The sequence below is a fragment of the Pseudomonas grimontii genome (assembly GCF_007858185.1).
In the GTDB taxonomy this organism is placed as follows: Bacteria; Pseudomonadota; Gammaproteobacteria; order Pseudomonadales; family Pseudomonadaceae; genus Aquipseudomonas; species Aquipseudomonas grimontii.
In genome coordinates, this window is the sequence record NZ_VFES01000001.1 from 148105 (window position 1) to 168922 (window position 20818).

15 protein-coding genes are annotated in these 20818 nt (G+C 59.2%); 3 read left to right on the plus strand and 12 right to left on the minus strand.

Annotated elements, in window-relative coordinates; translation table 11 throughout:
• Positions 1–13: 13 nt before the first annotated feature.
• Positions 14–730, minus strand: a complete 717-nt coding sequence (locus FIV39_RS00770) for an ABC transporter permease (protein ID WP_032886220.1) — start codon at positions 728–730, stop codon at positions 14–16.
• A 331-nt stretch (positions 731–1061) separates the two neighbouring features.
• On the opposite strand from FIV39_RS00770, the gene FIV39_RS00775 reads away from it, so the two are divergent.
• The 3 genes from FIV39_RS00775 (at position 1062) to FIV39_RS00785 (ending at position 3451) form a co-directional block, all read left to right on the plus strand.
• Positions 1062–2645, plus strand: coding sequence for a peptide chain release factor 3 (locus tag FIV39_RS00775; RefSeq protein WP_090409501.1), 1584 nt, complete (start codon positions 1062–1064; stop codon positions 2643–2645).
• A gap of 195 nt (positions 2646–2840) precedes the next feature.
• A complete protein-coding gene (locus tag FIV39_RS00780) occupies positions 2841–3086 on the plus strand; it encodes a hypothetical protein (RefSeq protein WP_090409499.1) in 246 nt (81 codons plus the stop codon).
• A 98-nt stretch (positions 3087–3184) separates the two neighbouring features.
• Positions 3185–3451 carry a hypothetical protein gene (locus tag FIV39_RS00785; protein WP_090409497.1) on the plus strand — a complete coding sequence of 89 codons (267 nt, stop codon included), beginning with the start codon at positions 3185–3187 and terminating at the stop codon, positions 3449–3451.
• A 204-nt stretch (positions 3452–3655) separates the two neighbouring features.
• Here FIV39_RS00785 and FIV39_RS00790 read toward each other — a convergent pair whose 3' ends face one another.
• The 11 genes from FIV39_RS00790 to FIV39_RS00840 all read right to left on the minus strand — a co-directional run bounded on the left by FIV39_RS00790 (position 3656) and on the right by FIV39_RS00840 (position 20628).
• Entirely contained in the window at positions 3656–4627 is a 972-nt protein-coding gene (locus FIV39_RS00790; RefSeq protein ID WP_017138288.1) for a peptide ABC transporter ATP-binding protein, read from the minus strand.
• Positions 4627–5595, minus strand: coding sequence for an ABC transporter ATP-binding protein (locus tag FIV39_RS00795; RefSeq protein ID WP_090409495.1), 969 nt, complete (start codon positions 5593–5595; stop codon positions 4627–4629). Before FIV39_RS00795 ends, FIV39_RS00790 begins: the two co-directional genes overlap by 1 nt.
• 10 nt (positions 5596–5605) lie before the next feature.
• On the minus strand, positions 5606–6517 hold the full coding sequence (locus FIV39_RS00800) for an ABC transporter permease subunit (protein ID WP_027604858.1): 912 nt from the start codon (positions 6515–6517) through the stop codon (positions 5606–5608).
• A gap of 10 nt (positions 6518–6527) precedes the next feature.
• Positions 6528–7538 (minus strand): ABC transporter permease subunit, encoded by a 1011-nt coding sequence (locus FIV39_RS00805; protein WP_003171721.1) that lies wholly within the window; start codon positions 7536–7538, stop codon positions 6528–6530.
• Positions 7539–7614: 76 nt separating this feature from the next.
• Positions 7615–9210 carry an ABC transporter substrate-binding protein gene (locus FIV39_RS00810; protein WP_090409493.1) on the minus strand — a complete coding sequence of 532 codons (1596 nt, stop codon included), beginning with the start codon at positions 9208–9210 and terminating at the stop codon, positions 7615–7617.
• 80 nt (positions 9211–9290) lie between these two features.
• The gene (locus tag FIV39_RS00815) at positions 9291–10688 is read right to left on the minus strand and encodes an OprD family porin (protein WP_090409491.1); all 1398 of its coding nucleotides are present in this window, start codon (positions 10686–10688) and stop codon (positions 9291–9293) included.
• Positions 10689–10859: 171 nt separating this feature from the next.
• Positions 10860–12404: an ABC transporter substrate-binding protein gene (locus tag FIV39_RS00820; RefSeq protein ID WP_390620682.1), complete on the minus strand. Its 1545-nt coding sequence runs from the start codon at positions 12402–12404 to the stop codon at positions 10860–10862.
• Between the two features lie 364 nt (positions 12405–12768).
• Entirely contained in the window at positions 12769–14397 is a 1629-nt protein-coding gene (locus FIV39_RS00825; RefSeq protein ID WP_090409486.1) for an ABC transporter substrate-binding protein, read from the minus strand.
• A 258-nt stretch (positions 14398–14655) separates the two neighbouring features.
• Positions 14656–16257, minus strand: coding sequence for an ABC transporter substrate-binding protein (locus FIV39_RS00830; protein WP_090409484.1), 1602 nt, complete (start codon positions 16255–16257; stop codon positions 14656–14658).
• A 120-nt stretch (positions 16258–16377) separates the two neighbouring features.
• Positions 16378–19725, minus strand: a complete 3348-nt coding sequence (locus FIV39_RS00835; protein WP_090409482.1) for a dermonecrotic toxin domain-containing protein — start codon at positions 19723–19725, stop codon at positions 16378–16380.
• A 192-nt stretch (positions 19726–19917) separates the two neighbouring features.
• Positions 19918–20628, minus strand: a complete 711-nt coding sequence (locus FIV39_RS00840; protein WP_090409480.1) for an SIMPL domain-containing protein — start codon at positions 20626–20628, stop codon at positions 19918–19920.
• Positions 20629–20818 lie beyond the last annotated feature (190 nt).

The window sequence follows — 20818 nt, forward strand, 5'->3', positions numbered from 1 at the left end:
CCTTTGCCAAGCCTTAAGACGGACGCAACCCGCGTTCCAGCCAGAGGCGGCTGGCCATGGTCACCAGACCGTCGAGCAGCAACGCCAGCAACGCGGTGCACGCGGCGCCGAGCAGCAGTTGCGGCTGATTGTTCAGGGCGATGCCGGGGAAAATCAGGCTGCCCAGGCTGTTGGCACCAATCAGAAACGCCAGTGGTGCGGTACCGACGTTGATCGCCAGGGCCACGCGCACGCCGCCGATGATGATCGGCACGGCGTTGGGCAATTCGACGCGAAACAGCACCTGGCGCGGGGTCATGCCGATGCCGGTGGCGGCTTCTTTCAGCGAGCCTTGAACGTTTTTGAGGCCTTCGTAGGTGTTGCGCACGATGGGCAACAAGGAGGCGAGGAACAGCGCGAAGATGGCCGGGCCACTGCCGATGCCGAGGACGCCGAGGGCGATGGCCAGTACGGCCAGGGGCGGGACGGTGTTGCCGATGTTGAAGATCTGCATGAAGCGTTCTGCACGCCCGACCATGTTCGGTCGGCTGAGCAGGATACCGGCGGGGATGCCCACAATCAGGGCCGCCAGCATGGAGACTAGAACAAGGATCAAATGAGCTTGCAGGTAAAACAACAAATCGTCGCGGTACAGTTCGATCGTGTTGATGCCGATCCAGTGGACCAGCAGGGCCAGGAGAGCGACGACAACCACTCCTCCTATCAGCCCTTTGCCATAGCGAATAGCCACAGGCGGACTCCTTTTTTCTTTTGTCGGCGAACACATTTCCGAGCGGCAATGCCATTCCTGGCTGTCGGCGAATGTAGTCGCGAAAAGCAGCTCGCCAATACCGGCAACGCGGTATCAAATCGAGCCATGAGCGCAGCCTCGTCAGGCTAACTTGCTGATTTTTCAGCCCCTGTTACGAGTGCGGTAGCAGGGGAGTGGACGTCTCTACCTTTTAAAAGGTTCCATACTTGGCAGCATTTAGCCACCCCCAATAGGCTGAACGGTGGTCCGGCCTCCTGGGTTTGCGCTATACTCGCCGCCCTTTTTTGACTCACCTGCCAGGCGATTTCCCATGACCCACCAGGCCGCCGAAGTCGCGAAACGCCGCACTTTCGCCATTATTTCCCACCCCGATGCCGGTAAAACCACCATCACCGAGAAGCTCCTGCTGATGGGCAAGGCGATCGCAGTGGCCGGCACGGTGAAATCGCGCAAATCCGACCGCCATGCCACCTCCGACTGGATGGAAATGGAAAAACAACGGGGTATTTCCATTACCACGTCGGTCATGCAGTTCCCGTATCGCGACCACATGGTCAACCTGCTCGACACCCCGGGTCACGAAGACTTCTCCGAAGATACCTACCGTACCCTGACTGCGGTGGACTCGGCACTGATGGTCCTCGACGGCGGTAAGGGCGTCGAGCCACGTACCATCGCGCTGATGGACGTATGCCGCCTGCGCGACACGCCGATCGTCAGCTTCATCAACAAACTCGACCGCGACATCCGCGACCCGATCGAATTGTTGGATGAAATCGAAGCCGTCTTGAAGATCAAGGCCGCGCCGATTACCTGGCCGATCGGTTGCTACCGCGACTTCAAGGGTGTGTACCACCTGGCCGATGACTACATCATTGTCTACACCGCCGGTCACGGTCACGAACGCACCGATGTGAAAATCATCGAGAAGCTCGATTCCGACGAAGCCCGCGCCCACCTGGGTGACGAGTACGACCGCTTTGTCGACCAGTTGGAACTGGTGCAGGGCGCCTGCCACGAGTTCAACCAGCAGGAATTCCTCGACGGCCAGCTGACCCCGGTGTTCTTCGGGACCGCATTGGGCAACTTCGGCGTCGACCACGTGCTCGACGCTGTCGTGGACTGGGCACCGAAGCCTCTGGCCCGTGTTGCCAACGAGCGTACTGTCGAGCCTGTGGAGGAGAAATTCACCGGCTTCGTGTTCAAGATCCAGGCGAACATGGACCCCAAGCACCGTGACCGCATTGCCTTCATGCGCATCTGCTCCGGCAAATACGAAAAAGGCATGAAGATGCGCCACGTGCGCACCGGCAAGGACGTGCGCATCGGCGACGCCCTGACGTTCTTCTCCTCCGAGCGTGAACAGCTCGAAGAAGCCTACGCCGGCGACATCATCGGCCTGCACAACCACGGCACCATCCAGATCGGCGACACCTTCACCGAAGGCGAAGCGCTGGGCTTCACCGGCATCCCGCACTTCGCGCCGGAACTGTTCCGCCGCGTGCGCCTGCGTGACCCGCTGAAATCCAAGCAACTGCGCCAAGGCTTGCAGCAACTGGCGGAAGAGGGCGCCACCCAGGTTTTCTTCCCCGAGCGCAGTAACGACATCATCCTCGGCGCCGTCGGCGTGCTGCAGTTCGATGTGGTCGCCAGCCGCCTGAAAGAGGAATACAAGGTCGAGTGCTCCTACGAGCCGATTACCGTGTACTCCGCGCGCTGGATCGATTGCAGCGATAAGAAGAAGCTGGAAGAGTTCTCCAACAAGGCCGTGGAAAACCTCGCGGTCGATGGCGGCGGTCACCTGACCTACCTGGCGCCGACCCGGGTCAACCTGGCGTTGATGGAAGAGCGCTGGCCGGATGTGAAATTCCGCGCGACCCGCGAGCACCACTAAGGTCCGAGCGCCGCAAAACAAAATGTGGGAGGGGGCTTGCCCCCAATAGCAGTGTGTCAGCCAGTACCTTGGGGGCTGACACTACGCTATCGGGGGCAAGCCCCCTCCCACATTTTTGGTCTCCACCAGGCATGGGATTGGCGAGAATCCGGCATCGGGTCTAGCGTTTACCCACCAACTGCAAAGGAGACCACCGTGCGAAATGCTCAACGCGCCATTCCCCTGGTGTTGCTGGCTGCCCTGGGGCTTACGGCCCTTCCGGCCCTGGCGGGCGCAGGAGCGCCGCAGTGGAAAGACACCGGCCCGGTCACCAAGAAAAAGCAGAACGAGGTCAACTCCGGCAGCTGGCAACCCCAGGCCCAGCCCGCGCCCAAGGAAGATGCAGAAAACCCCTACAACGAAGGGGAAGACAGCGAAACCTATGACGATGGGGATACCTGACAGCTGGCGCAAACCCTGTATCCCAACTAGCTTCAAAGGCTGGCGATGGTAAATCGCTGTCGTGCGGGACTCACCTACTGACGGGACGGAAATCGACCATGAGTATTTTTCAGCGAGTAGTGCTGTTGATAAAAGTGCTGGTGCTGATGTCGTTGGGCATGTCGGCGGCCTGGGCGCATAACCCGGTGCAGAGCCAGGCGGGCTTGTCGGCGGTGCAGAGCGAGCAGGGCAAGCCCCTGCAATTGGCCAAGTCCGAGGCCGAGCCGGGTGATCAGGACCAGGGCGGCAGTAAGGACGACGATGACACCACCAACGACCCGGACAGCGACGACCCGGACGACGATGATGGTGACAGCCAGACGTAGGTTCCAGCCAAAAGAAAGCCCCTCCCGCCAGGCTGATGCGCAACCTGACGGGAAGGGCTGTAGAACGCTGTATCACTTCTCACATATTTCTAATCTGACCTCCAGTAGCCGCTGCCGAGCCTTGGCGAGGCTGCGTTTTCGGTCTGTCTGACACACCGCTGACGCAGCCTCGCCAAGGCTCGGCAGCGGCTACGGGCCAGGGTTTCAGGCCACGAATTGCTCCGCGTAGTGGCAAGCCACCTGGCGATTATCCAACGCCCGCAACTGCGGCTCCTCGCTGCTGCAACGCGCTGTCGCATAAGGGCAGCGCTTGTGGAAAGCGCATCCCGGCGGCGGGTTCAGTGGGTTAGGCAACTCGCCAACGATTTTGATCTTCGGTTTGTTCGGATCCGGATGAATGGTCGGGGTGGCCGACAGCAGCGCCTGGGTGTACGGGTGCAAGGGGCGGGCGTAGATGTCTTCCTTGGGGCCCACTTCCACCGGACGGCCGAGGTACATCACCATCACGTCATCGGCGACGTGCTGCACCACCGCCAGGTTATGGGAGATGAACACGTAGGCGGTGTTGAATTCCTGCTGCAAATCCATGAACAGGTTGAGCACCTGGGCCTGGATCGATACGTCGAGTGCCGAGGTTGGCTCATCCGCCACCAGCACTTTCGGTTGCAGCATCATCGCGCGGGCCAGGGCGATCCGTTGGCGCTGACCACCGGAGAACATGTGCGGGTAGCGCTGGTAATGCTCAGGGCGCAGGCCCACTTGCTTCATCATCGCCTGCACTTTCTCGCGGCGTTCGGCGGCGGACAGGTTGGTGTTGATCAGCAATGGTTCGCCCAGTTGATCACCGACCTTCTGGCGTGGGTTCAACGAGGCGTAGGGGCTCTGGAACACCATCTGCACGTCTTTGCGCAATTGCTTGCGCTGGGCCTTGTCGGCACCGGCGACTTCCTGGCCGGCGATTTTCAGGGAACCGGACGACGGCTCTTCAATCAGCGTCAGTGCTCGGGCCAGGGTGGATTTTCCGCAACCCGACTCGCCCACAACGGCAAGGGTCTTGCCGGCTTCCAGTTCAAATGACACACCATTAAGCGCGCGTACCAGTGCATGGCCCTTGAACAGGCCACGGGACACTTCGTAGTGACGGGTCAGGTCGCGGGCGGTAAGAACGACGGCCATTACGCCACCTCCTGGTTCAAGGGGTAGAAGCAGCGCGCGAGGCTGTTGGATTTAGGGTCAAGACCTGGGCGGGTCTGGCGGCAGCTTTCCTGCACGTACGGGCAGCGTGGCGACAGCAGGCAACCCTGCGGGCGGTCATAGCGGCCGGGTACGATACCCGGCAGCGTGGCCAGGCGCGTGGCGCCGAGGCTGTGCTCGGGGATCGCCTTGAGCAGCGCTTCACTGTATGGATGCGCCGGGATGTCGAACAGTTGCGGCACCTGGCCGACCTCCACCGCTTGGCCGGCGTACATCACGCACACGCGCTGGGCGGTTTCCGCCACGACCGCGAGGTCGTGGGTGATCAACACCAGGCCCATGTTCTGCTCTTTTTGCAGGGCCAGCAGCAGGTCCATGATCTGCGCCTGGATGGTCACGTCCAATGCCGTGGTCGGCTCATCCGCGATCAGCAACTTCGGCTCGCCGGCAATCGCCATGGCGATGGCCACACGCTGGCTCATACCGCCGGAGAGTTGGTGCGGGTAGGCGTCCATACGGCTGGCGGCGCCTGGGATCTCGACTTTTTCCAACAGTTCGATGGCGCGTTTGCGCGCTTGCTTGCCGGACATCTTCAGGTGCAGGCGCAGCACTTCTTCAATCTGGAAACCCACGGTGTAGCTGGGGTTCAAGGCGGTCATCGGGTCCTGGAATACCATCGCCAGGTCTTTGCCAACGATCTGGCGACGCTGGCGGTTGCTCAGCTTGAGCATGTCCTTGCCGTCGAAGTTCAGGGCGTCGGCGGTGACGATGCCGGGGTGCTCGATCAGGCCCATCAGCGCCATCATGGTCACGGATTTACCCGAGCCCGACTCGCCAACGATGGCCAGGACTTCGCCTTTGTCGACGCAAATGTCGAGGCCATCGACCACCGGCACGGCGGTCTTGTCGCCGAAGCGGACGTTGAGATTCTTGATTTCTAACAGTGACATGGGAATCTCCTCAGGCGGCGTTCTTGAGTTTCGGGTCCAGCGCATCGCGCAGGCCGTCACCCATCAAGTTGATTGCCAGCACGCTGAGCAAAATGGTCAGGCCAGGCAGGCTCACCACCCACCAGGCGCGTTCGATGTAGTCACGGGCCGAAGCCAGCATGGTGCCCCACTCCGGGGTTGGCGGTTGTACGCCAAGGCCAAGGAAGCCCAGGGCCGCGGCATCGAGGATCGCCGAAGAGAAACTCAGGGTCGCCTGCACGATCAGCGGCGCCATGCAGTTAGGCAGCACGGTGATGAACATCAGGCGTGGCAGGCCGGCGCCGGCGAGGCGGGCGGCAGTCACGTAGTCGCGGTTCAGTTCGCCCATCACCGCAGCGCGGGTCAGGCGCACGTAGGACGGCAGCGAGACGATGGCGATGGCAATCACGGTGTTGATCAGGCCAGGGCCGAGGATCGCGACAATGGCAACCGCCAGCAGCAACGAGGGCAGGGCCAGCATGATGTCCATCAGGCGCATGATGGTCGGCCCGAGCAGGCGCGGGAAGAACCCGGCGAACAGGCCCAGCAGGATGCCCGGGATCAGTGACATCACCACCGACGACAAACCGATCAGCAGGGACAGGCGCGAGCCCTGGATCAGGCGCGACAGCAGGTCGCGGCCCAGCTCATCGGTGCCGAGCAGGAACTGGATCTGCCCGCCTTCCAGCCACGACGGCGGGGTGAGCAGGAAGTCGCGGTATTGCTCGCTGGGGTTATGCGGCGCTACCCAGGGGGCGAAGATCGCGCAGAACACGATCAGCAACATGAACAGCAGGCCGGCAACCGCGCCTTTGTTCTTGGAGAAGGCTTGCCAGAATTCTTTGTACGGCGACGGGTACAGCAGGCTTTGATCGACTGCTGACACTTGAGTAGGTGTGGTCATGGTCATGATCTCAGCGCTGGTGACGGATGCGTGGGTTGGCGAAGCCGTAGAGGATGTCCACCACGAAGTTCACCAGGATCACCAGACAGGCGATCAGCAGGATGCCGTTTTGCACCACCGGGTAGTCCCGCGCGCCAATGGCTTCGATCAGCCATTTGCCGATGCCGGGCCACGAGAAGATGGTTTCGGTCAGGACCGCACCGGCCAGCAGGGTGCCGACTTGCAGGCCGACCACGGTGAGGACCGGGATCAACGCGTTACGCAGGCCGTGCACGAACACCACGCGCGCTGGCGACAGGCCTTTGGCCTTGGCGGTACGGATGTAGTCTTCACGCAGCACTTCGAGCATGGATGAGCGGGTCATCCGTGCGATCACCGCCAACGGGATGGTGCCGAGCACGATGGCCGGCAGGATCAGGTGGTGCAGCGCATCCCAGAACGCGTCCGGCTCGTCAGCCAGCAGGGTGTCGATCAGCATGAAGCCGGTGCGCGGCTCGATGTCGTAGAGCAGGTCGATACGCCCGGAAACCGGGGTCCATCCCAGGCTCACGGAGAAGAACATGATCAGGATCAGGCCCCACCAGAAGATCGGCATCGAATATCCCGCCAGGGAGATGCCCATCACCCCATGGTCGAACAGGGATCCTCGCTTGAGTGCCGCGATCACCCCGGCCAACAGGCCCAGGATGCCGGCGAACAACAGGGCGGCCATGGACAGTTCCAGGGTCGCCGGGAAGAGGGCGGTGAACTCGGTCCACACGCTGGTACGGGTACGCAGCGATTCGCCAAGGTCGCCTTGGGCGAGCTTGCCGACGTAGTCCAGGTATTGCGCATACAACGGCTTGTTAAGGCCAAGGCGTTCCATTGCCTGTGCGTGCATCTCGGGGTCGACGCGCCGCTCGCCCATCATGACTTCGACGGGGTCGCCAGGGATCATGCGAATCAACGCAAACGTGAGCAACGTGATGCCGAAAAACGTGGGGATCAATAACCCCAGTCGGCGGGCAATAAAACTAAACATCTTGTGGTGTACCTCAATCAGCCGGTTAGGCAGGTTCGGCACCGTCCTGGTGGGCGGTGCCGAGCGTTTCTCTTATTTACTTCACCTGGGTAGTGGCGAAGTTATTGTTCGTCAGAGGACTTTGGGTATAACCCTCGACGTTCTTGCGCATGGCGGTGAACATTTTCGGGTAAGCCATGGGGATCCATGGTTGGTCCTTGTCGAAAACGTCCAGTGCTTGTTCATAGAGTGCGGCGCGTTCGGTGGGTTCAGCGATTGCGCGGGCCTTATCGATCAAGTCCTGAAACTCTTTGTTACACCAGCGCGCGTAGTTTTCGCCGTTTTTTGCTGCATCGCAACTCAGGTTCGGCGTGAGGAAGTTGTCCGGGTCGCCGTTATCACCGGCCCAGCCGGCAGAAACCATGTCGTGCTCGCCGGCTTTGGCGCGCTTGAGCATCTCGCCCCATTCCATGACCTTGATGTTCACTTTCAGGCCGATTTTCGCCAGATCCGCCTGCATGCGCTGGGCGCCGAGCATCGGGTTAGGGTTGGTCGGGCCGCCGCCGTTACGGGTGAACAGGGTGAACTCGGTGCCTTCCGGTACGCCGGCTTCCTTGAGCAGGGCACGGGCCTTGTCCAGGTCGCGCTCAGGGTTTTTCAGCTTATCGTTGAAGCCCAGCAGCGTCGGTGGGTACGGACCGGTGGCATCAACGGCGTTGCCTTTGCCGTACAGGGATTCGTTGTAGCCTTTCTTGTCGAACGCGATATTGATCGCATGACGCACCCGCGCGTCGCTCATGTACTTGTGGGTGGTGTTCAGGGCGGTGTAGGCGGTGGTCATCGCCGCCAGTTCGGCGACCTTCAGGTTCGGGTCTTTCTTGATGCTGGGCAGGTCATCGGGCTTGGGATACAGCGCGATCTGGCATTCGTTGGCCTTGAGCTTCTGCAGGCGCACGTTGTTGTCGACTGCAATGGCCAGGATCAACGGATCGGCCGGAGGCTTGCCACGGAAGTACTCCGGGTTGGCCTTGAAGCGCACCTGAGCATCCTTCTGGTAGCGCGTGAAAATGAACGGGCCGGTGCCGATCGGCTTGCTGTTGAGCTCTTCGGTCTTGCCGGCGGCGAGTAGCTTGTCGGCGTACTCGGCGGAATGGATGGCGGTGAACGGCATCGCGACATCGGCCAGGAACGGCGCCTCAGGGCGGGTCAGGGTGAAGACCACGGTATGGTCATCGGTCTTCTCCACGCTCTTGAGCAGTTCCTTGAAGCCCATGCTTTCAAAGTACGGGTAGCCCACGTTGGACTTGTTGTGCCATGGGTGTTTTGGGTCCAGCTGGCGCTGGAAGCTCCAGAGCACGTCGTCGGCATTCATGTTGCGCGTGGGTTTGAAGTAGTCGGTGGTGTGGAACTTGACGTCGTCGCGCAGGTGAAATGTATAGGTCAGGCCGTCGTCACTGATTTCCCAGGAAGTGGCGAGCGCTGGCACGATCTCGGTGGTGCCGGGCTTGAAGTCCACCAGGCGGTTGAACATGGTTTCAGCGGCGGCATCGGCGGTGACGGCGGTGGTGTACAGGACCGGGTCAAAACCTTCCGGGCTGGCTTCGGTGCAGACCACCAGGGGTTTGGCCGATACGCCGATAGCGACGCTTAACAGCGCAGCGGCAACGGCAGCTTGTAGCGGGAGCATTTTCATTCAGAGCCCTCTGCAATCGATGGGACCAGACAAGCGTAGACGGCGGGCTCGTCCTGAGCCCGCCGTCTACCTAGCGCTAATTAAAGAATGTTGAACGGGATGGTGGTGACCAGGCGGAACTCTTTGATGTTGCCGTCAGCCTGTTGTGCGCTGGCGCGGTGAGTCACGTAGGTGCCACGGATGGTGGTGGCCTTGAGTGGGCCGCTCTGAATCGCGTAGGACGTGCCAACGCCGTATTCCTGGTGTTTCTCGCCGTCCATCAGGCGCAGGTCGCTGCGGCTCTCACCGGCAGTACCGTAGGCGGTACCGTTGTAGTGAGTACCGTCGATGCCCCAGCCGCGCGCGGAGTAGACGTTGAACTTCAGGCCCGGCACGCCGTATTCGGCCATGTTGATGCCGTAGGCGATCTGGAAGGACTTCTCGTTCGGGCTGTTGAAGTCAGAAGTCAGGGAGTTGGCCAGGTAGATGCCGTTGGTTTCGTGCAGGTAGTCGAAGTACTCGTCACCGTTAACTTCCTGGTACGAGAAGGTCAGGCTGTGGGCCTGGTGGGTCAGCCCCAGGGACAACGAGTATGTGTCGTTGTCGATGTTGCCCATCTTCTTGCTGCCGGTGTCGGTGGTTTTGTAGTAGTTCAGGCCGGTGGTCAGTGCCAGGGTCTGTGCATCACCCAATTCGTGGGTGGCACCGAAGTAGTACTGGTTCCAGAAGTCTTCGACGTTAGCCGCGAACACACTGGTTTTCAGGCTCTTGAACGGCTGGTAGTTGAAGCCCAGGGTCTTGACCTTGTCGGTTTCCTGGCCATTGCCGTACTCGGAACGGAATTTCGACAGGCTTTGTTCGGTACGCGGCGAAACGCGATCAAAGATGCCGCCCTGGAACGACAGGTTGCTGAACTCTTCGCTGTTGAAGCTCACACCTTCGAAGCTCGAAGGCAGGGCACGGTTGCCGATGGTGTCGACGATGCCGCTGCTGAAGTTCTGGCGACCGGCGGTCAAGGTGGTGTTGGACACGCGGAACTTGACGTTGGCCAGGCCCAGTTTGCTCCATTGGCCTACTGCATCACCGTCGGAGTCAGCCAGGGTACGGTTGGAGCCGCCCTTGATATCACGCTTGCTGCGGTCCAGGACCACCGCGTTGTAAGCCGCGACTTCGGTCGCCACACCTACGGTGCCTTGGGTGAAGCCCGAGGAGTAGTTGAGGATGGTGCCTTGTACCCAGTTTGTGCGGTTCGCGTCGGTGCGTGTCTGATTGTGTTTCTCATAGGAGAAACGCTGGCCACGGAATTTCTTCTCGGTGGAGTACCAGTTACGGGTAGTACCGCCCAGGCTTTGACCGTCGATAAAGCCCTTGGCCTCGCTTTGGGCGCTGGCGCCGGCGAGTGTGGTCGGAACGAAGTCCTGGCTGGCGGGTTCAGCGTAGGCGGTGGCCGTGATGCTGCTGATGGCCAGGGCCAGAAGCGCTTTGCTGCTCAGTTTCATGGGTTGAAGCTCCTTTGGTTCTCTTTTTAATGCCGGTCTTTTTTGGTGATCCGGCTATTGGGTGTGTAACTCGATCAAGCTGGTGCAAACGTTTGCTGTAGGAAAAATCCCGACAAAAGGCTGCACGTTTACGAGAGAGCCAACTTCGCTCTCTGCAATCCGGTTATTTTCTTATGGGGTAATGCTGACGCCCGAAAACACGTTGCGGCCGAAGGGGCTTACTTTGAAGCCTTCGACTTTGGCGCTTAACGGCTGGTTGACCGTCGAGTGGGCGACGGGCGTGATCGGCACCTGCTGCTTGAGCAGTTGCTGCGCCTGTTTGTACAGAACAGTCCTTTGTTCTCGGTCGGTCACGACCTTGGCTTGCTTGATCAGCTTGTCGTACGCCGGGTCACACCACATGGAGTAGTTGTTCCCGCCGATGGCGTCGCAGCTGTAGAGGGTGCCCAGCCAGTTGTCCGGGTCGCCGTTGTCGCCGGTCCAACCGATCAGGCTGACATCGTGCTCACCGTTCTTGGTGCGCTTGATGTATTCGCCCCACTCGTAGCTGACGATCTTGACCTTGAGGCCGATCTTGGCCCAGTCGCTTTGCAGCATCTCGGCCATCAGCTTGGCGTTGGGGTTGTACGGACGTTGTACCGGCATCGCCCACAGGGTGATCTCGGTACCTTCCTTCACGCCGGCAGCCTTGAGCAGTTCCTTGGCTTTTTCCGGGTTGTAGGCGGCGTCCTTGATGCTGTCGTCGTAGGACCATTGGGTCGGTGGCATGGCATTGACTGCCAACTGCCCGGCGCCCTGGTACACGGCGTTGAGGATGCTCTGCTTGTTCACCGCCATGTCCAGCGCCTGGCGCACTTCGAGCTGGTCGAATGGCTTGTGGCGCACGTTGTAGGCGATATAGCCCAAGTTGAAACCGGGCTTGGTCAGCAGTTGCAGGTTCGGGTCGGCCTTGAGCGCGTCGACGTCGGCCGGGCGCGGATGCAGGGTGACCTGGCATTCGCCGGCCTTGAGTTTCTGCACGCGCACCGAGGCGTCGGTGTTGATGGCAAAAATCAGCTGATCCAGCTTGACCTTGCTCGGGTCCCAGTACTGTTTGTTACCCACATAGCGGATCTGCGAGTCTTTCTGGTAGCGCTGGAAGACAAAGGGGCCAGTGCCGATCGGCTTTTGGTTGATGTCGCTGGGTTTGCCTTCCTTGAGCAACTGCTCGGCGTATTCGGCCGACAGGATGGCGGCAAAGCTCATGGCGATGTTCTGCACAAACGCGGCGTCGACCGTGTTGAGTGTCATCACCACGGTATGCGGGTCGGTTTTCTCGACCTTGGCGATGTTCTTGTTCAGGCTCATCCCGTTGAAGTACGGAAACTCGGTAGGGTAGGCCTTGCGAAACGGGTGGTCGGGGTCAAGCATGCGGTTGAAGGTGAACAGCACGTCGTCGGCGTTGAAGTCCCGCGTCGGCTTGAATTCCTTGTTGCTGTGGAATTTCACCCCTTCACGCAGGTGAAAGGTGTAGGTCAGGCCGTCTTCGGAAATATCCCACTTGGTCGCCAACCCAGGTACGACGTTTGTCGCTCCCTTTTCAAACTCAACCAGGCGGTTGTACAGCGGCTCGGCCGCATCGTTATCGGTGGCGGTGGTGTACTGCGCGGTGTCAAAGCCTGCCGGGCTGCCTTCGGAGCAGAACACCAGGCTTCGCTTATCGGCGGCGTGGCCCATCGTGGCCACAGCCAGCAGGCTGGTGCCAAAAATTGCGGATAGAACGGTGGTATGGCGCATGACGATCCCGATCCTTGTTTGTAGTTGTCATCAGCAAGCAATCACCCCGGCGTATGGCCAGGGGGACATTACTGATCCCACACACAGCAAGTGCCTTTCCCAGATTGGAGCCTCTGCTGTCCTACGACGGTATGGGTCGCGGACTTCGCAGTAAATGCGCCAAATCGGACTGACCTTGTAGGCAAAAGAGCTGCTTATCGCAGTTCGCAGCTGTAGGAAGCGGCGATTGCGAGCGTGGTCTCTTTCCTACGGTCCTGGCGGATGCAATAACGGCGACGTTATGAAACGTCGCCGTCATTGGTCCTTACTTGCCGCTTACGCTCACGCCATAGAAGGAGTTCAGGCCAAACGGGCTGATCTTGAAGTCCTGTACGGTGTTGCGCATGGGTTGATACACCGTCGAGTGCGCGATAGGTGTCATCGGGACTGCATCTTTGAGGATATGTTGCGCCTGCTTATACAGCTCGGTGCGTTTGGCGACGTCCGACGTAGCCTTGGCTTCTTTCACGATGCCGTCGAATTTCTTGTCGCACCATTTGGAGAAGTTGTTGCCGCTCAGGGAATCGCAGCCGAACAGCACGTTCAGCCAGTTGTCCGGGTCACCATTGTCGCCGCTCCAGCCAATGATCATGGCCTGGTTCTCGCCGCCTTTGGAGCGCTTGATGTATTCGCCCCATTCATAGCTGACGATGTTGACCTTCAGGCCGATCTGTTTCCAGTCGTTCTGCAGCATCTCGGCCATCAGCTTGGCGTTCGGGTTGTACGGACGCTGAACCGGCATCGCCCACAGGGTGATCTCGGTACCTTCCTTGACGCCGGCTTCCTTGAGCAAAGCCTTGGCTTTGGTCACGTCGTGCGGGGCATCCTTGATGGTGGTGTCGTAGGACCATTGGGTCGGCGGCATGGCGTTGACGGCCAGTTGGCCGGCGCCCTGGTACACGGAATCGATGATCTGCTGCTTGTTCACCGAGATGTCCAAGGCCTCGCGTACACGCAGGTCGGACAGTGGGTTAGGCGCGGTCTGGCCTTTGAGAACAGGCATCACGTTGTAGGCGATGTAACCCAGGTTGAAACCGGCCTGGTGCGGCAGTTTCAGGTCCTTGTCTTCGCCCAGCGCCTTGAGGTCGGCCGGGCGTGGGAACAGGGTGATCTGGCATTCGTTTTTCTTCAGCTTCTGGATACGCACCGACGGGTCGGTGGTGATGGCGAAGATCAGGTTATCGATCTTCACGTCTTCAGGTTTCCAGTAGTCCTTGTTGCCGGTGTAACGAATGTTCGAGTCTTTCTGGTAGCTCTTGAACACGAACGGGCCAGTGCCGATTGGCTTCTGGTTGATGTCCTGAGGCGTGCCGTTTTTCAGCAACTGGGCGGCGTACTCGGCGGACTGGATCGACGCGAAGCTCATCGCCAGGTTCTGAATGAAAGCGGCGTCCACGGTGCCAAGGGTGAACTTGACGGTGTGGGCATCGACTTTCTCGATGTTCTTGATGTTGGTGTCCATCCCCATGTCCGTGAAGTACGGGAACTCGGTGGGGTAGGCCTTACGGAATGGATCGTCTTTGTTGATCATCCGATTGAAGGTGAACAGTACGTCGTCAGCCGAGAATTCACGAGTGGGCTTGAAGTACGGGGTGGTATGGAACTTGACGCCTTCGCGCAGGTGGAAGGTGTAGGTCAGGCCATCCGGGGATACGTCCCAGCTGGTGGCCAGGCCAGGAACAACGGCGGTGCCGCCCCGTTCGAACTGGCTCAGACGGTTGAACATGGTTTCGGCCGAAGCATCGAAGTCTGTTCCGGTGGTGTACTGGCCTGGATCGAAACCGGCCGGGCTCCCTTCGGAGCAGAACACCAGGTTAGTCGCCGCTTGGGCGAATGGGGCCGCAGCCAAAAGGCCTGCGCTCACTAATAACGGAAGGACTGCGTGTTTAAGCATGTTGGCCTCATGATTTGTTGTCATTTTTGGTGGTGAGGGCGACCTCGTGAGTCGGCCTGCGGATACTTATGCAGGCGCCATACCCATTGCAAGATGCGGAACCGTTGCAAGGTGGAAAGAGTGGTACGAACGTACAGGAATGTCGCAATTATGAAAGTTTTGACATATTTGAGCATATTTATAGGTTTTTTTCGGTGCAGGAGGCGCACCAGGAAGGGTCAGCCGAGGCGTCTGGCGCACTCGGCTGGGGCGTTGCTGTTACTTATCTAGACTCACGCCGTAGAACGGCGTCAGCCCAAAGGGGCTGATCTTGAAGTCCTTCACTTCCTTTCGCAGGGGTTGGAAAACCGTCGAGTTCGCAATAGGCGTTATAGGTACTTGTTCCTTAAGGATTTTCTGTGCCTGTTGATACCACTTGATGCGTTGCTCGCGGTCGCTGCTGACCTTGGCCTGCTGCACCAGTTTGTCGTAGGCCGGGTTACACCATTTGGCGTAGTTGCTGCCCTTGACCGCAGCACAACTGTAGAGCACGCCGAGCCAGTTATCCGGGTCGCCATTGTCGCCGGTCCAGCCATAAATCATCGCATCGTGCTCGCCATTTTTGGCGCGCTTGATGTACTCGCCCCACTCATAGCTGACGATATTGGCCTTGATGCCAACTTTTTCCCAATCCTGCTGGATCATCTGCGCGGACATGCGCGCATTCGGGTTGGAGGCGCGTTGCACGGTCATCGCCCAGAGGTTGATGGTGGTGCCGGGGGCAATCCCTGCTTCTTTTAGTAGCGCGCGGGCTTTGGTCGGATCGTGCGGGGCATCCTTGATGGAGGGGTCATAAGACCACTGCGCCGGTGGCAGTGCGTTCTGCGCCAATTGTCCGGCGCTCTGGTACACCGCCTTGATGATCGCCGGCTTGTCGATGGCCATGTCCAGGGCCTGGCGGACCTTGAGTTGGTCCAACGGCGGGTGGGTCACGTTGTAGGCCAGGAAGCCCAGGTTGAACCCGGCTTGCTGCAGTACACGCAGGTTGGGGTCCTGTTTCATCACTTCGATGTCCGACGGGCGCGGGTAGCCGCTGACCTGGCATTCGCCGGCCTTGAGTTTTTGCAGGCGCGACGCCGCATCCGGGGTGATGGCGAACACCAGGTTGTCGAGCTTCACATCCTCGGGCTTCCAATACTGTTTATTGGCCACGTAGCGGATTTGCGAGTCTTTCTGATAGCGCTTGAACACGAAGGGGCCAGTGCCGATCGGCTTCTGATTGATGTCTTCGGCCTTGCCTTCCTTTAGGAGTTGGGCGGCATATTCGGCCGATTGCACCGAGGCGAAACTCATTGCCAGATTTTGCACGAAGGCCGCATCGACGTTGTTCAGGTTGAAACGCACGGTGTGGTCGTCGAGTTTGTCGACGCTCTTGATCGTGGTGTTCAAGCCCATGTCGGTGAAATAGGGCGACTCGGAAGGGTAGGCCTTGCGAAATGGGCTGTCGGCATCCAGCAGTCGGTTGAAGGTGAACAGCACGTCGTCTGCGTTGAAATCGCGGGACGGTTTGAAGAAATCGGTAGTGTGGAATTTGACCCCATCGCGCAGGTGGAAGGTATACGTCAGCCCGTCTGTGGACACCTCCCAACGGGTTGCAAGGCCAGGTTCGACTTCGGTACCGCCGCGCTTGAACTGGGTCAGGCGGTTGAATACGGTTTCGGCGGACGCATCAAAGTCGGTGCCGCTGGTGTACTGGCTGGGGTCGAAGCCGGCGGGGCTGGCTTCGGAGCAATAGACCAGGGTAGTGGCGGCCTGGGCCATTGGCATACAGGCTAGAAGTCCAGCGGCGAGGAGCAGCGGTTTGAAGGCGATTCTTTCCATGGAGACCCCTGAAGTGGCAGGCATATAAAAGCTGCCTAAACGAAAACGGCGGTCACCGAGGTTACCGCCGTTTATGGCGTATCAGGTAGGGTAAATCACGTTATCCACCGGTTCAGACGCTCATACCACAGAGGGTGTCGATACCTCTATTTTGGTCGGTGCGGATCGGTCGATGCTGAAACCTCCGCTGTCCAATTCGTTGCTCTCACGTATGGTGAAGGTTCTCGTACTGACAATATCCAGGTCTTTAACATTAATCATTGCGTCATCGGCGATCTGCCTTAGCTGCCATTGAGTCATGGCCTTGACCGTATGAACCTGGCCAGCAGGGTCGTAATTGATGATGAAGTTCTTCTCCCTGGCACTTACGGAAAAACCCTCTTTAAGGGTCGGCGGCATTAGCTCGATGAGGGCCGGGAACGAACTCCCCTGGTGGGCGACTTCAGAGATGCGGGCGCGGAGCTCCGGGTCAGGAACCGTTTTCTCCAGGGTCGCGATCCTACGCTCGACGGTATCTTCAAACGTCTCTCCCTGATAATCGATATTAGTCCGCACCTCTCCAGTGGGTTGCTTTGTGATTACGCTGTAGCGTTCCCGGTTCAAATCGGGGGCGAAGCTGGAAGAGTATTTACTGCCAGAGACGGAGATGGGTTGAGCCTTTTCCCCTGGGGAGACGGTAAATGCGCGATCGTCAACTTGCCATGAAGTGGTGAGCCTACGCTTTATGGTGGTGCCGTCCTGATAAAGGCTATTGCTGAAGAGGTAGTCATTGTTTTCCTTGAAGTTGAGATAGTCGTCGAACTTTTCTGCGCTCTCGTTTTTCGAGCCGTCGGCCTGGAGAAAGCGCTCGGAAAACTTGGATAAACCTCTTGTTTCACTGCTGGGGATCTGCGAAGGCGTGCTCCTCCATGGCAGTCTGATACCTCCATCCGCCGGAGCGCGCACCCATTCACCGTCCACGCCGAGGCCGACCCGCAGCGCCGGTTTTCCGGTTTTCGGGTTGATGATCTGCGTGACTTTCCCGCCGATCTTATAATCCTGCGCGATTTCGAACACCCTGCTGGTGTCGGTTTCATCGATACACCGGATGAACTGCCAGTACGCGCCTTCGCTGTCTTTGACTTGATAGACACCCTCTGCGTTGGGCGTGACGCCCTCGATGAACTGCTCGCCATTGGGCACCGCGTGCTCGCTCATTTTGACCAGGCTGGTGGAAGGTGGCTGTGGTGCGCTTTTTGGCACGCGTACGCCTGAACTAGTGCCCGGAACCGGTTCTTCCTGAAGGGAAGGTACGACCTCCGCACCTTCCGAGGTGGCCGGGGTTTCGAGGGGCTTTGGCAGTTCGCCTTCAGGTATGCCCAGGGGGCGGGCAGAGCCCTTCAGGCCCCCTACTGAAAACAAGACGTTAAGCAAACCGTCGAATGCCTTGGACGCGCCGTCCTCGCGTTCGGCGAGTGTATCGCCGGAGGAACTTTTTTCCTCACCGAGGGCCAGCTCAGCGAGCCCGGTGACCCCTGCGGCCGCGGCCACGGGCAGTGCGATAGGCGCCAGCTTGGCCAGCAGGCCGGCAGCCACAGTGATGTCGTTGAGCCAAGTATCCCGCGTCACCTCGCTGTTGGATTTGATCATGACGTCGGCATCGCTCGTCATCCGCGCTTTGCTGGATGAGGTCATTGCCGCGAACACATCGCCCTTGATGCTCGCCCGCTCGCCTTGGTAGGTCGGCTTGTCCAGCGTCCCGTTGGCGAGTTTTTCGAGGGTCGTGTCCAGGCCGTCTGTTTTGTCGCCGACATTCGTAAACCACAAGATAGGCATGAATACCTTCGCCGTGTGTACGAGGGTGCTGGCTTCATGGTCCTGGCGCGTGAGCAGCGGAAAGTGTGCGGCCAGGGCGGCGCGCTTTTTAGAAGCCTTGGTCTGATCGATGACCCACTCATCCAGTTTCTCCATGGAATCGAAGCGCAGAAACGCCGGCTCGGCCCCAGGGATGTAAAGGACTTGCCGACCATCGTTGGCATCGGTGAAGCGGAGAATGTCGTTGGACACAAAGCCCCTGATATTGAAGGCATGGGCCTGGACCGCACCTTTTTCAGGGGCTTCGGCCTTGAGTTGTGCGACGTTGAGCGGTGCATTTTCGTCGAGTGGAAGATTGGACACCGCGCCCATGACCAAGCGGTAGTCCTCCCGGGTGAACCGATGCTCGGGTGCTTGCAGCGCTTGCTCGGCCGGCGGCCTGGCGGCGGCTGTCTTCAGTTGTTTTCGAGCCTGGTAGGCGAACTCGCCTTTGATCGCTGTCTGGTAGTCCTTGCTGTGGGTGTTCCAGAAATCGTCTATTTTTTGCGTCATGACCGATTGGAAGTCGGTTTTCCAGCTCGTATGCATAAGCGCCGAAGGGGCCAGCGGGAATTGGTTATGCGCACCGTAACCCACCGTTTTACTTTTACCTGGGCCGTCTATATATAAACCGGCTTCCGAGTCCAGATTGCCGGGGACCCAATCGTTTTCAGAGAAGTTCTTCAGCAATGCATCCGGCAGGCGCAGGGAGACAGTCGGCTCCTCGTCCATATGTTCCCAGCCGGTAGCGGTGGGAGCGCTTTGCGAGCCATTGAAACGGTTCAAATAAAGGGTATCGGCATCCACGTGTTTGCCTGTCAGTTTGAAAATGACGGATTCCGCCCATTGTTTTGCTTGCGCGCGCACGTTTGGCAGCGTCTCGGCAACCTCTACTGCCAGGTGTTTATAGGCCAATGCCTGGGGCGCCTGGGTATAAAACGTTTCGACACTGAGTTTGAGCTTTTCAAGGGCTTGCGTAGAGCGCTGGTTGGCCGGGCGCACGAGATCATCCGGCGGGATGGGGTCGAAGGCGTGGTTGTGTTCCAGGCGCCTGATTTGCGTCCTCGCCTCGGCCAGTGAGGTCGGAAGGCGTTCACCCTGGAAGTTGGCGACCAGCCCTGCGCGGACTTGTATGGAGTCGTCGCCGAAGCGCACCTGCAACCGCTCGACAGTTCCCGGCGCAATGACTTTGGCAGCTTCAAGAAGCGGGCGGCTAATTTGGCCCCAGCCGGAGTTGTCCGTGAGGGAGAAGGTTTTCACTTTCCCGTCCGCTGCGGCTGTCAGCGTGCCTGTGCGGGGGTTGACGGTTAAAATCGTGGTCTGGTCGATCTTCTGATCGTGCATCCAGCCTTGGACCACAGGGTGTTGCAATTGCGTCCGATACACCTCGAGCCACTGGCCCAAATTGCTCTGGGGGGGGACTTTTATAAGTTTGGGATTGTTACCCAGCACTTTGCTCTGCACCGCTGCCAGGTAGTTGTTAAGCAGCGCTGTTTCGTGAGGGGACGTCGACAGCTCAGGATTGTCTTGCGGTGCCCGCGTGATGGCTGATTCGGTGTTCGTTGTCGAACCGTTTGAAAGAGGATTGATGTGTTGTCGAAGAGGCGAGGTGGTAGTGCTGGGAGATGCGAGCATGGTTTTCAGTTCTCATGAAGTAAATAAATACCGCCACAGCACTCCCTGTTAGCTTTGGCGCTGGTTTGTGTAACGAAAACCGGGTGGTTGATTCCAACGAATATGCCGCTGGATATGACGTTGCCGTGTGGGCCAAGCGCAAAAAAGGCGCAAACCCGTGAGGGCTGCGCCTTTATTTTGTCGCGACAGGGGTTATTGCAAGACTTCGATCACCCCATCGGCACTCATGCTCACCTGGCTGGTACCTGCTTCTACTTCCGGCGTTGGCGCCGAATCCATCATGGCGGCTTTCATCATCATCCCGCCGCGCGCGTAGGGCTGTGGATAACCATTGGTGTTGAAGTTCAAGTTGACGATCTTGTAACCCTTACCGCCCAGGGCGTCGGTGGCCAGTTGTGCGCGTGCTTTGAACGCGGCAACCGCGTCCTTGAGCAGGGCGTCTTCGCTGGCCTTGCGCGTGGTGTCGGCAATGGCGAAGTCCATGTTTTCCATTTTCAGGGTGTTGAGCAACTCGCCGGTGAGTTTGGACAGCGCCGGGAAGTCCGCGCTTTCCAGGCGCAGTTCGGCGCGCTCACGCCAGCCGGTGATCTTCTGGTTCTTGTTGTCGTAGATCGGGTAGCTGTTGCGACTGCCCTGGCGCAAGGTCACGCCGTTGACTTCGCGAGCCTGGCCGAGGGCCTTGTTCATGGTAGTGGTGATTTCTGCGGCGAGCTTGGCCGGGTCGGGGTTCTGGGACTCGGTGTAGAGGGTGACGATCATCTTGTCGCGCGCCACTTCCTGGCTGACCTCGGCGCGCAGGGAAATCTGGTTGTAATTCAGTGCATCGGCGGCCAGTGCCGGAAGGCTGGCCAGGGCGCTGGCGCTGAGGGTGAGAACGGCTGCACTGCGAATGAAACGAGACATGGAAGCTCCTTAGGGTGTTCGTATCGGTATGACTGTAGACGGTGGTATCGGGTTCTTCGGGTTTACGAATTAGAAAAAAAGTTTCAAGCGGCAAGCTGCAAGTTGACGGCGAAGAGGTTTCTTGCAGCTTTTGACTTGGGGCTTGCTGCCGCGGTGCCCATGCGTCAAAGAGCCACACACCCAATGTCCG